Origin of the sequence: Paenibacillus sp. 1781tsa1, from assembly GCF_024159265.1 — a bacterium.
Classification (GTDB): Bacteria; Bacillota; Bacilli; order Paenibacillales; family Paenibacillaceae; genus Paenibacillus.
On the sequence record NZ_JAMYWY010000001.1, the window covers coordinates 2051202 to 2065601 of the forward strand.

Annotated in this window: 14 protein-coding genes; 12 read left to right on the forward strand and 2 right to left on the reverse strand. The window is 47.1% G+C overall.

What is annotated here, in order from left to right:
- The first annotated feature begins 46 nt into the window (after positions 1-46).
- From NKT06_RS09235 to NKT06_RS09245, 3 genes are all read left to right on the forward strand, one after another.
- Positions 47-631, forward strand: a complete 585-nt coding sequence (locus NKT06_RS09235; protein ID WP_253432914.1) for a restriction endonuclease — start codon at positions 47-49, stop codon at positions 629-631.
- Between the two features lie 111 nt (positions 632-742).
- Positions 743-976: a hypothetical protein gene (locus NKT06_RS09240; RefSeq protein WP_253432916.1), complete on the forward strand. Its 234-nt coding sequence runs from the start codon at positions 743-745 to the stop codon at positions 974-976.
- Positions 977-1258 (forward strand): type II toxin-antitoxin system RelE/ParE family toxin, encoded by a 282-nt coding sequence (locus NKT06_RS09245; protein ID WP_253432919.1) that lies wholly within the window; start codon positions 977-979, stop codon positions 1256-1258. It begins immediately after the preceding gene.
- A 106-nt stretch (positions 1259-1364) separates the two neighbouring features.
- Here the strand turns inward: NKT06_RS09245 and NKT06_RS09250 are convergent, their stop codons facing one another.
- Positions 1365-2801, reverse strand: coding sequence for a SpoVR family protein (locus NKT06_RS09250; RefSeq protein WP_253432922.1), 1437 nt, complete (start codon positions 2799-2801; stop codon positions 1365-1367).
- The gene (gene yhbH, locus NKT06_RS09255; RefSeq protein WP_036609998.1) at positions 2798-3967 is read right to left on the reverse strand and encodes a sporulation protein YhbH; all 1170 of its coding nucleotides are present in this window, start codon (positions 3965-3967) and stop codon (positions 2798-2800) included. The genes NKT06_RS09250 and yhbH overlap by 4 nt, the downstream gene beginning before the upstream one ends.
- Positions 3968-4269: 302 nt before the next feature.
- Between yhbH and NKT06_RS09260 the strand changes: the two genes are divergently transcribed.
- The 9 genes from NKT06_RS09260 (at position 4270) to NKT06_RS09300 (ending at position 14281) form a co-directional block, all read left to right on the forward strand.
- The gene (locus NKT06_RS09260; protein ID WP_483311567.1) at positions 4270-5601 is read left to right on the forward strand and encodes an MFS transporter; all 1332 of its coding nucleotides are present in this window, start codon (positions 4270-4272) and stop codon (positions 5599-5601) included.
- A gap of 436 nt (positions 5602-6037) precedes the next feature.
- The gene (locus NKT06_RS09265) at positions 6038-7306 is read left to right on the forward strand and encodes a sulfotransferase family protein (RefSeq protein WP_253432927.1); all 1269 of its coding nucleotides are present in this window, start codon (positions 6038-6040) and stop codon (positions 7304-7306) included.
- Positions 7303-9234, forward strand: a complete 1932-nt coding sequence (locus NKT06_RS09270; RefSeq protein ID WP_253432930.1) for an asparagine synthase-related protein — start codon at positions 7303-7305, stop codon at positions 9232-9234. Before NKT06_RS09265 ends, NKT06_RS09270 begins: the two co-directional genes overlap by 4 nt.
- A 29-nt stretch (positions 9235-9263) precedes the next feature.
- A complete protein-coding gene (locus NKT06_RS09275; RefSeq protein ID WP_017689562.1) occupies positions 9264-9401 on the forward strand; it encodes a paeninodin family lasso peptide in 138 nt (45 codons plus the stop codon).
- 146 nt (positions 9402-9547) lie between these two features.
- Positions 9548-10495: a phosphoenolpyruvate carboxykinase (ATP) gene (locus NKT06_RS09280; protein ID WP_253432934.1), complete on the forward strand. Its 948-nt coding sequence runs from the start codon at positions 9548-9550 to the stop codon at positions 10493-10495.
- Entirely contained in the window at positions 10492-10791 is a 300-nt protein-coding gene (locus NKT06_RS09285; RefSeq protein ID WP_253432937.1) for a lasso peptide biosynthesis PqqD family chaperone, read from the forward strand. The genes NKT06_RS09280 and NKT06_RS09285 overlap by 4 nt, the downstream gene beginning before the upstream one ends.
- A 4-nt stretch (positions 10792-10795) precedes the next feature.
- Entirely contained in the window at positions 10796-11278 is a 483-nt protein-coding gene (locus tag NKT06_RS09290) for a lasso peptide biosynthesis B2 protein (RefSeq protein ID WP_253442456.1), read from the forward strand.
- On the forward strand, positions 11268-12464 hold the full coding sequence (locus tag NKT06_RS09295; RefSeq protein ID WP_253432940.1) for a nucleotidyltransferase domain-containing protein: 1197 nt from the start codon (positions 11268-11270) through the stop codon (positions 12462-12464). The genes NKT06_RS09290 and NKT06_RS09295 overlap by 11 nt, the downstream gene beginning before the upstream one ends.
- Entirely contained in the window at positions 12464-14281 is a 1818-nt protein-coding gene (locus NKT06_RS09300; protein ID WP_253442458.1) for an ABC transporter ATP-binding protein, read from the forward strand. The genes NKT06_RS09295 and NKT06_RS09300 overlap by 1 nt, the downstream gene beginning before the upstream one ends.
- The last annotated feature ends 119 nt before the right edge of the window (positions 14282-14400 follow it).

A 14400-nucleotide genomic window follows, 5' to 3' on the forward strand; every position in this document is an offset into this window, starting at 1 on the left:
ACGACAAAGCGTTGGATATGATGGGAATGTAAAGGAGTGACGTAGAATGACTATATTGTTTAGTATCTTGCTGATGTTCACATGTTACCTCGTGTACAAGTATAATAATCAAAAACAAATGTTAGAAGACTATCGTAACAATGCTCTTGAAGCATTCTCATCCCATGAAGATATGAAGGAGACTCTTCGAATCGGATTGTATAACCATTTTAAACGGGACCTGGAAGAGGAGAAAGAAGAAAATCCATTGTTGTTCGAACATTTTGTCGCAGAGATTATGTCATCTGTCCGAGGCGGCACCACCCACGTGACGAAGAGCTCAGGAGACTTCGGCATCGATATTGAAGGACAGACCGAAGAGGGACTATACCTTGGTCAAGTGAAATGTTATAACGATATGAATTTGGTCGGCTTTGGTCCGATTGCAATAATTCACTCTCAGATGGTTAAGCAAGATGCTATTGGTGGTTATGTGATAACGACGAGTGACTTTACGAGTAACGCCCGTAACTATGCAGAAGGGCTGGATATCGACCTGATTAATGGTGCTCAGTTAGTGGAGCTATGGATGGAGCATCTAGAGACCAAGAGTGAACGTGCTGTGGTGCTGAATCCTGTTCCACAAGTGTAATGGACAAAAAGTAATGGTCTCATGGGTGAGATACAACATGGTTGTATGCTATAATTCAGGGGAAAGTTCTATTAAGCAGTTTAGCAATATTATTGAAGGAGGTTGTGAGGGATGAATTTTAGTCTTAAAGCTCCTGATGGGACCGTCATTGAATCTTATGAGAAGGATCATAAGGAATTCATTCGTATTGCCGGTCTGGAATATGAAGTCTATAACCCGGTGGATGAGCTGGACTCTGATCCGGAGATACGGCAGATGATTGAAGCTTCCGAGAAAGACATTAAACAAGGCAAGCTGTACTCAACAGATGACTTGGTTGAACTGGTGAAGCGTGGTGAGCTGTAATTGATGGTTCAATGGACCGCTACGGCGATGAACCGACTTCGCCAGATCAAAAGCGAACATTTTACAGATCAAGAAACGATGGAATACAAAATTAATCTCATTCGCCGTGTTGAAGAGAAGATTGTTACTATGGGAACATTGCTGCCGTCTCGTGAGTACCTCAACACGTACTACTGTTTCGTGGATCGATACGTTGTATCTTACAAGCTGTTGGACAACGGTGAGCGATATGTAATCACTTCCTTTAAGCATGGTGCAATGAAACGTAATTTTAAATATTAATTATGAAATGCCAAACGGCAAGTTCCCGTGTATGTCGGGAACTTGCCGCTTTTGTGTGTTTTATCTTTTAATGATATCGTTCACGATATAAGCATTTATCAAAACCTCACAAAAACTTGCGGTGATGCTTCTTGCCATCATACGTAAACCAGATCGGTTTATCCTCCACACGTGTCTCTACATGTACCGTACGCCCCCAGAGGCGATACAGATAAGGCAAGGTGCGTTCCATATATTTCAGATCCAGCTCGATGCCCTCATATTGATGTTTGAGCACGAGTTCCCCGGTCCGAAGATAGTCAGCATCTTGCACAACCAGATAAGGGGAGCCCCCGTTGACACGTGAAAATACGAGCTGATCCCGTATGTTCTCCCAAGACTTGTCGGTGATTTTCCAGTCCGGACCTTTTTTCTCAAATACGTAGAGGTCAAGATCCTCGGTTAATTGCTTGGTCATGTAATTGCGGATAAAGGAGGTATCGGAATCGAACTCGCGCACCTCGAACATTTTCGCACGACCTTGGCCTGGTTTGCGGCCCCAACGTTCCTGTTCTTCACGCGTTGGGTTATCCCAGCGCCGTTCAATATCCTCGAAAATCTTCAGTCCCAAATAATATGGATTCAGACTTTGTTTGGATGGCTGCACGACGGAGGAGTTGAGTTTTGCGAATTCAATCGTGTCTTCACTGTTCAGATCGAGTTCTCGTATAATGCGTTGATGCCAGTAAGATGCCCAGCCTTCATTCATGATTTTGGTTTCCATCTGTGGCCAGAAATATAACATCTCCTCACGCATCATACTCATGATATCCCGCTGCCAGTCGGTCAACACTTCCGAAAATTCCTGAATAAACCACATGACATCCTTCTCCGGTTCAGGCGGAAAGTGATGAACCTGAATACCTTCGGCGGGTGTTTCTTCGGCCTGCACATCATCAAGTGACCACAGATCATCATAGCGACCTTCCGGCCGTGGTGCTTTCTCACCGCGCTGCTCCCGCATTTTCATCTCCATGTAGCGTTGTTTGTCCAAATGGCGGGGTTTAATCAGTTGTGGGTCTACATGCTCCTGAATTGCAATCACGGCATCGATAAATGCTTCAACCGCTTCCGTTCCGTACTCCATCTCATAATTGCTGATCCGATCGGCCGTAGCAGCCATGCTTTCGACCATATTACGGTTGGATTTGGAGAAGCGGGCATTGTTTTTGAAAAAATCACAGTGCGCCAATACGTGGGCTACGATCAATTTGTTCTGAATCAGGGAATTGCCATCCAGCAAGAAGGCATAACAAGGGTTGGAGTTGATGACAAGCTCATAAATTTTGCTGAGTCCAAAATCGTATTGCATTTTCATCTTATGAAATGTTTTGCCAAAGCTCCAGTGACTGAATCTGGTTGGCATGCCGTAGGCTCCAAATGTATAAATAATATCCGATGGGCAGATTTCGTACCGCATGGGGTAATAGTCCAGACCAAAACCATTGGCAATCTCCATAATCTCGGCAATAGCGTATTCCAGGTCGCGGATCTCATCTGTCATCTAACGCTGCCTCCTTCCCGTTTCTGGAAAAAGCTGCGCAAAGCTTTGTACACTTCGCCTTTTTCTTTGATCACATAATACATGAACTGATCCATCTTGATATGACGATAAGCCGACATCAGTGTGCTGCTGCGGTTGTACTGATTCACTTCGCCGTATCCAAACATATTGCTACGCTTCATTAACTCGCCGATCAGCTTCACACACCGTTCGTTATCCGAGGTTAGATTATCCCCGTCAGAGAAGTGGAAAGGGTAGATGTTGTAGCTTGAAGGTGGATACCGGCTGTCAATAATATCCAGTGCCTTCATATATACAGAGGAGCAGATGGTGCCTCCGCTCTCGCCACGGGTGAAGAACTCTTCTTCGGTAACTTCCTTGGCTTCCGTATGATGGGCGAGGAAAACAATCTCCACTTTTTCATACTGACGGCGTAGAAAACGGGTCATCCAGAAGAAGAAGCTGCGCGCGCAGTATTTCTCAAACGAACCCATGGACCCGGATGTATCCATCATGGCAATGATAACGGCATTGGATTGTGGAATGATTTTGTCTTCCCATGTCTTGTAGCGCAGGTCATCCGGACTGATGTGATGGATGCCTGGCGTACCGGTTGTTGCATTGCGACGCAGATTCTCCAGAATGGTACGTTTCTTGTCAATATTGGACTGCATGCCTTTTTTGCGAATATCGTTGAAAACTACCGTATGTGTCTCAATCAGGTCTTTGTCTTTCTGCTTCAGATCGGGTAATTCCAGCTCAGCGAAGAGCATATCTTCCAATTCCTCAATACTCACTTCCGCTTCCACAATATCATGACCAGGCTGATCACCAGCTTTTTCGCCTTTGCCGGGTTTCTGCGAAGCAGAGGGATCACGACCGATGACATCTCCGACCTGACTGTCACCGTCTCCTTGACCGACATGTTTTTGCTTCTGGTAGTTATACACAAAACGGTACTCATCCAGACTGCGGATTGGTACCTTGATGATTTGTTTTCCATCAGACATGATGATGTTTTCTTCCGTAATCAGATCAGGCAGATTCTGCTTGATGACATCTTTCACCTTTTGCTGATGGCGCTGTTGGTCCTGGTACCCTTTGCGGTGAAGCGACCAATCTTCCTTCGACACGACGAACGAGTAAGGCTGGTGTGAATTTGACATGTAGGCACCCCCCATTGATTACGCGGCACAGTTTGGCCTGTCGGTAATTAAGTATATTCACGGGCGAGGACGATATGTGATGAGAGTGGATATAAAATGATACAATTACGCAAGTTCACCTCAGAGGTAAGGTATGTCGTAAGAACAGAACTGCTCCATTTTTTACAGAAACAGTGAACAAGTGTGATATCCTTCCTTTACAATAGGAGAAAGACATCGATCTGGCATCTAATAGAGGTTGTTTAAAAAGTCCACTTAGACTTTTTAAACTCGCACTATATAGAGATGCATGAAAAGGAAGGATGTATGTGAATAAAAAGGCGATCAAGGCTTGGATTATGTATGATTGGGCCAACTCGGCTTATGCGACAACTGTACTCGCAGCAGTACTGCCTGTATTCTATGCCTCGGTGGCTGCGGTTACGCTGGATGCGGATACGGCCGCCTCCTATCTGGCCTATACCCATTCCATTGGCATGTTGTGCGTAGCTCTGCTAACACCGCTGCTTGGCACGCTGGCTGATATGTCAGGACGGAAGGGCGACTTCCTGCGTGTATTTGCAATCATTGGCGTCCTTGCCACATTGGGATTCAGCGCAATTGGAGAAGGGGACTGGTTACTTGCTTCCGCATTACTGGTCATATCTACGATTGGTTTTGCAGGTGGCAATACCTTTTACGATGCCATGCTGCCGGATCTGGTACCTGTGGAACGAAGAGACATGGTATCTTCCAAAGGTTATGCCTATGGTTATATTGGCGGAGGTTTGCTATTTGCGGTGAACATGCTGATGATTCAGCAACCGGGCTGGTTCGGGATGAGCAGTACACTGGCAGGCACAAGACTTGCCTTTATCTCCGTATCACTGTGGTGGTTATTGTTCTCGATACCGATCTTTCGCCATGCTCCGAGACGGCCTGCATCATCGGATTTGCCGGGCACGTGGAAAGGGTATGCTGCGGTGGGAGTGCGCAGGCTGCAGCATACCTTTCGTCATATGCGGCGTTTTCCCCAGTTAATCCGCATGCTGGTGGCTTTCTGGTTTTTTAATGACGGCATTAATACCATCATTCTGATGGCTACAATCTATGGCACAAGTATAGGTATAGGCACAGCCGACCTGATGCTCGCGCTACTGTTAACCCAGTTTATCGGGTTCCCATGCACATTGTTACTGGGAGCCTGGGCACAGCGTTGGGGAGCCAAGCAGGTGTTAATCGTTAGCTTATCGGTCTACATATGTATCGTCATTCTCGGTTATTTCATGACACAAGCGACTCACTTCTATCTGCTCGCCGGGTTGGTTGGTGTCGTGCAGGGGGTGAGTCAGTCCACAGCCCGTTCCCTGTTTAGCAATCTGATGCCAGTTGGCAGAACAGGAGAGTACTTTGGATTTGTGAATATTACAGGCAAATTCTCTTCAATCTTCGGTCCATTTGTGTTTGGTTATGTTGGGCAAATATCAGGTTCCACTCGTTGGGGAATTCTGTCCCTCATTTTCTTTTTCGTCGCGGGAATTGTTGTATTGTTAACCGTGAACGTACAGAAGGGAATGCAGGATGCTACACGGGGAGATCGGGAAGAAGAACGAAATGGGAGCATCGGAACTATGCTGGAAAAAGTTCAAATGTAAGGTTTATTGGGTGGTTATTCATTGGTTTGCGTATAAAGTTTTGCAACGGATTATTCGTGGCTTCAGGCATTGTTCTTCGCAGAACATGTCTAAAGCTTATTCGCATTTGTGCATCTTGATCAAGATGAATCAGGATGAAGTGCTGAAACGACAGACAGCAGAATACCATGAAAGAGTAAGAATTTATGAAAAGGTGAAAATAAAAGATTGACATGATACATTTTGTATCATAGAGTAAAACTATGAATACATACTGTATCTGAGAGTTGTCGAATACAACCATGTGTTTTGCTTCATTCCCGGGTAAGCTTCCGCCGGAACATTGCAAAATACTGACCAATAGCGTGCATATTACTCGTTTTGCCAAACACAAAGGTAGAGTCTGGTCTATCCCGGCTACATATATTTATACTAATGAACAGAGGAGAGGCTGCCATTGATCGACGCTCAAGGTAACGGACTTGTTTTCTTACTATGTGTTCCCCGCAGTGGTAGTTCCTTATCCACCGTAATGCTGCAAAATCACAGGCGCATATTTGCCACCCAGGAAATGTGGTTTCTGATGAATCTTGTCGATTTGCCCAAGGGTGGTTCACTCGCTTATGGTGGTAGCTCCATCATTCGTCAGTTCTACAATGCCATGGTACCCGAGGATGTCTTCGAAAAGGCATGCCGAAGTTTTGCTCTTGAGATCTACAATGGATTCCTGGAAGGGAGCGGAGCAGACTTCGTCGTTGATAAATCTCCACGGTACTATTACATGCTTGAATGGCTGGATCGTCTGTTCCCTCAGTCCAAACGCATTCATCTCCAGCGTAATCCTCTGGCCATAGCTGCGTCATTCAAAAAGGTAAACCGCCACACAGGAGAAGGATTCGACCTGATTCATAGTCTGCAGAGCCCCAAATTAAATATGAAATCCGTTGATCTCACACTTGGGATGCTCCGCTTGAATGATTATTTTGCCGAACCACATTCCAATGCATATGAATTGCAATATGAACGATTGGTTTCCAGTCCACAGGAAGAACTTGAGAAACTATGCGCGTTTCTGGGAATTCGATATGAACAAGGTATGGAGCAGTATGGACAGTTTCTGGACAGTGCCAAGTCTGACATGTTCTACAGTATGGGCGTGGGTGATCCATTCCTCTCTTCGCATCAAGAGGCACATCAGGATTCTGTTAACAACTGGAAAAACATATTGGAACCGCATGAAGTTGAACTGTATTGCCGTGTGATGGGGGCAGATCTGTTCCACCGGATGGGATACAGTGAACAGCTCGCAGAAGCCGAAAAATGGACGGGAGTTCATTATGATGCAAGTCCTGATCAAGAGGTCATCGACCGAATCACGCATCAGTTGACAGCAGCGACCGGTTGCCAGTGGCAACCGCAATACCGAATGCAACCGGTAGATTCTGTCGTTCATGATCCGAATGAGAATCTTAATGACCAAGTTGTCGAAGAACCTGAAAATACAGATCCCACGCTGGCTGCACTGGTAACGATCAGACAGCTGCAAGCCGCATTACGGGCGGCCGATCATCGTCTGGAACGGGGATACAGTGAGCGGGAACGCTTGAAAGTACAGCTGGCTTCTGCTCAAAGCAAAATACAGCGTATCAAATCATGGGTACCATTTGGCCACCAGATTAGCGCCTGGGCTTCACAGCGCAAGATTCTACGGGGAGGAAAGTCATGAGCGCCATAGCGGGAATTGTTCACAACGATGGTCAGCAGGCGCTATGGGAAGACAGCTGGCGCTTGTATGCAAGCCTGGGGCATGTCCCTGCGGATACGACAGGGGTGTGGAAGGGGAATGAGGCATTTCTTAGCTGCCATGCCCAATGGATTACACCGGAATCGGTTAGCGAGAAATTACCTTTATATGATGAGGAAAGTGGTCTGGCGATCACGGCAGATGCCATTCTGGATAACCGTGAACAACTGGCAGATCAATTACAGATATCCAGAGCTGAACTGGCTATGTTGGCGGATAGTGAACTGATCTTGCGTGCCTATCAGCGCTGGGGAGACGATGTGGCTGTCCGATTGCTGGGTGATTTTGTATTTGCCATCTGGGATGAGCGGAATCGGAAACTATATGCAGCGAGAGACATTACAGGCATGAGGGCTTTTTATTACCGACATGATGGTTCACGTTTTGCTTTCTGCACACTCATGAATCCGTTGCTTGGGCTTGAAGGGGTACATAAAGAACTTGATGAGACTTGGTTATCTGAGTTTCTTGCCATTCCCGACATGCATGATTCAGCAGATATCAATTCGACCGTATATCGGGGGATAAGCCAACTGCCTTCTGCGCATACACTTGTCTTCCGTGACGGAAGGCTGGAGCTGAAACAATATCATCGTTGGGATGAAGTGGAACCTCTACGGCTCAAATCCGACGGTGAATATGTAGAAGCGTTTCGAGAAGTATTCGCTCAGGCAGTCGGATCACGATTGCGCACGCACAGGCAGGTGGCTGCTGCATTAAGTGGAGGACTGGACTCGGGTGCTGTGGTAGGTTTTGCTTCCGGAACACTGAGAAGTCAGGGCAAACGGCTGCATGCCTATAGTTATGTTCCCGTACCAGATTTCACTGATTATACGTCAAAAACGTTGCTGGCCGACGAGAGGCCCTTCATACGTTCCACGATTAATCACGTCGGCAATATCACGGAGAACTACCTTGATTTTGAAGGCAGAAGTCCACTTAGTGAAGTAGATACCTGGCTCGATATTATGGAAATGCCCTATAAATACTTTGAAAATTCATTCTGGATTCGCGGATTCTATGAAAAAGCGAGCCAGCAAGATGCAGGCATCCTGCTCACAGGTGCACGTGGTAATTTCACCATCTCCTGGGGGCCGGCTCTGGATTATTACGCCAGTCTACTGAAAAGTGGCCGCTGGTACCGCTGGTTCCGTGAGATGCAGCAGTATAGTGAACGGACCGGCATGCCCTTCTCCCGTATAGCCAAGATCACTGGGAAAAAGGCATATCCGGATTGGTTCAAGGCTCAGTCCAAAGGAGCCAGTCAGGCCGCATCCGTTCAGTTGATCCATCCTGATTTTGCCCAAAGGACAGGTGTATTGGAACGACTCAAATCCATCATTGTTCTTCAGGGCGGTGCCCAGGCTGATGCACTCAAGGTCCGTGCCGAGAAATTCAATAACCTGGCTATTGCGAACAAAAACGGTGCCGTAGCTACGAAATGTTCTCTCCGTTACCGGGCATGGGAACGTGATCCGACAAGTGATGCCAGAGTCATCCGGTTCTGCTTGTCCGTACCGATTGAGCAATATGTGAAACAAGGGACCGATCGTTCATTAATTCGCCGGGCTACTTCACCGGAGTTGCCTGACAAGGTCAGACTGAATCAGCGAGTACGGGGTGTACAGCCGGCAGATTGGTTACATCGCATCATTCCGAATTGGGATGCCTTTACCGCCGAATTGCGTGCGTTATGTTCTGACAGCAAGGTCGCTGGCATATTAAACACGGAGCGTATCCAATCTGCCCTGGCCAACTTTCCAAGTCCGAGACCAGAGCTTGCTTCACATCCGGATCTGCGATTGATGATGCATAGTCTGATTGTCTATCGGTTCATTCGAAAATTCTGAATGGGGTTACTTGAAAGGAGGTGAATACGATGCAAATGGAAAAAAAGGAATGGCAAGCACCAGCTCTTGAAGTGTTGGAAGTCAATCAAACGATGGCCGGTACTGGCTACAGACAAATTGACTGGGTAACGGTACACGATGCGGACCTGTACGATCCAACTTCCTAAGTTGTTAAGTTATTAAGTTTTAAACAGCGTCATCATACTTAAAGGGCGAAAAAGCAACAAATCCAGCTTTTCGCCTCCGCCCTTATATTGAGCAACATGAATATAAGGGCTTTTTTTACATTTAATCACGAAGGAGGCGTCGTTCATTGTTGCTTGTGCATTATGTAGCGTATGGTCTGCGCTGGTCGAGCCAAATTCGAATGCCTGAACTTCAGATCGCACCCAAGCATACGGAGGCTGATTTTGATGAAGTGCATGTACACATCGAGTCTTCAGATTTGACCTCACTGTGGGAGGACTGGGATGTTGGCAACCACAACTTTGTGGCGCGAGAGGGCAGCCTTTTTTTCAAAATCGAAGATACAGGTCTGTTTCTAATGGAGCAAGGAAAGCGCATTGTTGTATCTCCTATACCGGGTGCAGATGAGAAAAAGGTCAGATTATTCATCTTGGGCACATGTATGGCGGTGATTATGATGCAGCGTGGCATCCTTCCATTGCATGGTAGTGCAGTGGTTATTGAGGGCTGGGCTTACGCATTTGTTGGACATTCGGGAGCAGGAAAATCGACACTCTCGGCCGCACTGGCATCACGCGGATATCCGCTTCTCACCGATGATGTCGTTGCACTGACCTGGGATGCCGGGGGAAGAGCCATCGTATCGCCTGGTTATCCACAACAGAAATTGTGGCAGCCCAGTCTGGATGGTTTCGGCATGAAGGAACAGGATTATGCAACGGTTCACGCGGAGATTACGAAGTATGCGATACCTGTTCAACACTATTTTCATGAGATGGCCGTACCACTAGGTGGAATATTCGAACTTGCTCCACAACCGGAGGAGAACCATACGTCTGTTCAACTGGTTGAAGTGCAGGGGTTAGAACGATTGCATCTACTATGCTCGCATACGTTCCGTGGTGGACTCGTTGCAAGACAGGGATTGGCACAGTGGCTATTCGAGACGGCTTCAAGACTTTCAGCAAGTGTGGAGATTGGCAGATTGGTCAGAACAGGTGCTGAGTTTACAGCATTTGAGATGGTAGATCGGATTACAGATCATATACGTAAAGGAGTGCATACAGGACAATGACAGCGACTACGCCGATGAATGTGGAAGACCGGGTAACCCGGAAGGAAGGCAATCTGGTCAGTGATATGGGCAGTGAGAAAGTGATGATGAGCATTAGCTCTGGAAAATACTATAATCTTGGGAGTACCGGTGGACGAATCTGGGATCTGATCGCAGAAGAACGCACGCTGGGTGAAGTAGTTGAGGTGCTTGCTGCGGAGTATGAGATTGAGCCAGATGTATGTCGTGTGCAGGTGGTGCAATTTCTGGAACATCTGTCCCGTGAAGGTTTAATCGACGTTACTCGCGGAGTGTAGCATGATGTTGAGAAAAATTAAGGCTTATCTCTCGCTCCCGCGGGCGATGCGTCGACTGGTATGGGAGGCCTATTTCTTCCTTGGCTGGGCACGCATACAGAAGGCTATGCCATTCGCCAAAATCGCGCCAGGGCTGGGCACACCCATGGTTGAAACCCCGATGACGGGACTTGATCGCAGCGAGGTCATCGCTATCCGGAATATTTCCAAAGCGATTTCGCTTGCTAGTAAATATACGTTATGGGAAAGCCGCTGCCTTGTAATGGCGATTGCCGGGATGAAGATGCTTGAGCGACGCAAGATAGAGAGTACGTTATACATGGGGACTGCGCGGAATAAGCAAGGACATATGATGGCTCATGCCTGGCTGCGAAGTGGTAAATTGATCGTGACCGGAGCTGATACTATGGACCAATATACGGTTGTCGGCGTGTTTGGCAAACGGTGTCCGGAGAAGGGATCTGGGGAGATTGTATATGATACATGAAAGTGAACTCTATTCATCAGGGTTTCCGAAGGAGCTTAAGCTGATTTTAAGCATGATTAGAGGTGACCTGACGGCTCTATCCCCTGAAGAACTCAAGGCGGGTTTACAAGGAACGGATTGGCAGCTCTTTCTGCGGCTGGTCTATCATCACCGCTTATACTCTGTCCTTTATTTGAAAATGAAAGAATTGAACACTGCAATCATTCCAGCAGATGTTATGGAGAGCCTAAGACAACAATATACGGCCAATACGTTCCGCATGTTACATCTGACAGCTGAGATGGAGCAGGTGTGTGGAGCTTTCCGTGAACACGGCATCCGTAATATTACGCTGAAGGGGCCAGCGCTGGCCCATGATCTATATGGTGATGTATCCATGCGAACCTCCAAAGACCTGGATATCCTGATTCCGTTCGATGATGTGGAAGCGGCTGAAGGCATCCTGGCTACCCTTGGTTACGTATCCAAGGAAGGGGAGCGGGCACCTACGGTTCGCAGCTGGAAATGGCGGGAACATCATATCTGTTACATCCATCCCGACAAAAGGACTCAAGTGGAGATCCATTGGCGTCTGAACCCGGATTCGGGCAAAGAAACCGATTTTGAATTGCTGTGGAAACGGAGCCGGTTCAGTTCATACACACAGACCCCTGTCCGTATGCTTGAACAAGAAGATCTCTGGGCTTATTTGGTAACCCATGGAGCACGTCATGGCTGGTTCAGACTGCGCTGGTTACTGGATATCGATCAGATGATTCGAAGCATGCCACTTGATGTGAAGAAAGTAGAAAGGCGCCTGAAAGCGGAGGGCCGTTTATCCATTGGTTCACAGGCACTTCACTTGGCCTCAGATCTGCTGAACACGCCACTGGATACTGAGTACAGGTCCTTGATGTCCTTGAGTGATCGTACAGGCAAACGATTAGCGAGTGAAGGCTCAAAGTTCATGAACGATATGTTGGAGAGTCCGGCTGATATGAAATCTTATCCATCGTATCTGTTTAAACTTCGAAGTACGAAACAGAAATGGTTTTTCTTTATTGAACGTTTATATCCAAGTACATGGGATGTGGATCAACTGCCGCTTCCACGTTCTTTGTTTTTTCTGTACTTTCCGTTACGTCCGTTTCTCTGGTTCTGGCGGCGAATTAAAAGGTATACGGTGACGGAGAGGGGTAAAGTATGATCTCGGAATTAAAGTATTTCATGCGGAGATTGCATCATGTCACGGGGCCCATTTTATATTGGAATCTGCTAGGGATGATCTGTATCAGTCTTATGGAAGGGATCGGCATCTACATGCTTGTTCCGATGCTGAGTCTGATCGGCATATTTGAGATGGGCTCCACAGGGTTGAACATTCCCTGGATTGGAGAAGTGTTGAATCGTTTTTCTGAGAATAGCCAATTGTTACTCGTATTGTTCACCTTTGTGTTGATTGTCTCCGGACAGGCTTGGATGCAGCGTCTTCAGACGATCCGTAATACTCGAATCCAGCAGCAATTTGTACGAACGCTGCGTATGGAAACCTATGGTGCCATTATTATGGCGCAATGGTCATTTTTTCTCCAAAAACGAAAATCCGATTTTAACCATATATTAACGACTGAGCTTGCACGTGTGAGCCAAGGCACGAGCATTGTGCTGCAAATGACAGCTTCCCTGATCTTTACGGGCATACAGATTGGTCTAGCTTTCTGGTTGTCCGCCAAATTGACAGCACTTGTGTTGGTCTGTGGATTGGTACTCTTTATCGTTTTGAGAAAATTCGTCAAGCGGGCCAAGCAGATCGGAGATCAGACTTCTGAGTTTTCGCAAAGTTATTATAATGGCATAACCGAGCATTTCAACGGAATTAAGGATATTAAGAGCAACATGCTTGAGCAATCACACATGAACTGGTTCGAGCGCATGTGCAGACAGATTGAACGTAATGTCATTCAGTTTAGCCAACTGAACAGTGGAACACAGTTGATTCATCGGATGTCCGCGGCGATCATTATTGCGGCATTCATCTATCTTTCTCTCCGTGTTATGACGGTGCCACCCGCAAGTCTGCTGCTCATTATCCTTATCTTTTCTCGCTTATGGCCTAGATTTACAGCGATTCAGTCCAATCTGGAGTACATCAGCTCCATGCTGCCTGCGTTCCGTGTGGTAAGAGAACTGCAAGCTCAGACGGCGAAGAGTCGTGAGATCAGTGAAGAAGTGGCTTCAGCGGGAGAGACAGGGTCTCATGTGATTCAACCAATGGTACTTCAAGAATCGATTACATGTGAGGATGTCTGCTATCGTTATGAGGGAAGTGATACGTACTCATTGAGGAATGTGCAGGCTTCGATTCCCGCAAGGGGCATGACCGCGATTGTGGGTAAATCCGGAGCAGGCAAGAGCACACTAATAGATCTGATTATGGGCCTTGTAAGACCAGAGAGCGGTCGTATTCTGATTGACGGTGTTCCCCTGTCAGAAGAACGTTTATTAAGCTGGAGAAGTTCTATCGGATATGTCTCCCAGGACCCCTTCCTGTTTCATACCAGTATTCGTGAGAATCTGCGTCTGGTTGATCCCAATGCAAGTGAAGAAGAGATGTGGCAGGCTTTGCAGTTTTCCTCCTCTGCGGCTTTTGTGCGGAAGCTGCCTCAGGGTCTGGATACGATTATTGGTGATCGGGGTATTCGTCTATCCGGGGGCGAACGTCAGCGATTAGTGCTTGCCCGGGCCATGCTGCGGAATCCTTCGGTATTGGTACTGGATGAAGCAACAAGTGCGCTTGACAGTGAGAATGAACAGTACATTCATGAGGCGCTGGAAAGGCTGAAAGGACATGTGACCATTATCGTGATTGCACACCGTTTGTCTACGATTCGGACAGCGGATCGTGTCATTGTGCTCGATGAAGGTCGGGTGATTCAAGAGGGCGGGTACCAGCAGTTATCTACTGATCCGGTAGGGACGTTCAGTAAACTTCTTAATATGCAAGCGGGTGTTGTGGGGCAGTAAATAAGTGGACATCAAGACGTTCAAACGTGATGAAAGATCATGTCTATCTTCTTCTATTATGATTAATTGATGGTATGAACAGCAATGGTATCACGTAAAGAGGCGCGCCACTATGGGCG

Bases quoted from the DNA above. Each gene is read 5' to 3' on its own strand.
- NKT06_RS09285 (WP_253432937.1), top strand. From the start codon at position 10,492: ATGACAGCGACTACGCCGATGAATGTGGAAGACCGGGTAACCCGGAAG.
- yhbH (WP_036609998.1), bottom strand. From the start codon at position 3,967: ATGTCAAATTCACACCAGCCTTACTCGTTCGTCGTGTCGAAGGAAGAT.
- NKT06_RS09275 (WP_017689562.1), top strand. From the start codon at position 9,264: ATGCAAATGGAAAAAAAGGAATGGCAAGCACCAGCTCTTGAAGTGTTG.
- NKT06_RS09295 (WP_253432940.1), top strand. From the start codon at position 11,268: ATGATACATGAAAGTGAACTCTATTCATCAGGGTTTCCGAAGGAGCTT.
- NKT06_RS09290 (WP_253442456.1), top strand. From the start codon at position 10,796: ATGTTGAGAAAAATTAAGGCTTATCTCTCGCTCCCGCGGGCGATGCGT.
- NKT06_RS09270 (WP_253432930.1), top strand. From the start codon at position 7,303: ATGAGCGCCATAGCGGGAATTGTTCACAACGATGGTCAGCAGGCGCTA.
- NKT06_RS09235 (WP_253432914.1), top strand. From the start codon at position 47: ATGACTATATTGTTTAGTATCTTGCTGATGTTCACATGTTACCTCGTG.
- NKT06_RS09260 (WP_483311567.1), top strand. From the start codon at position 4,270: ATGTATGTGAATAAAAAGGCGATCAAGGCTTGGATTATGTATGATTGG.
- NKT06_RS09250 (WP_253432922.1), bottom strand. From the start codon at position 2,801: ATGACAGATGAGATCCGCGACCTGGAATACGCTATTGCCGAGATTATG.
- NKT06_RS09240 (WP_253432916.1), top strand. From the start codon at position 743: ATGAATTTTAGTCTTAAAGCTCCTGATGGGACCGTCATTGAATCTTAT.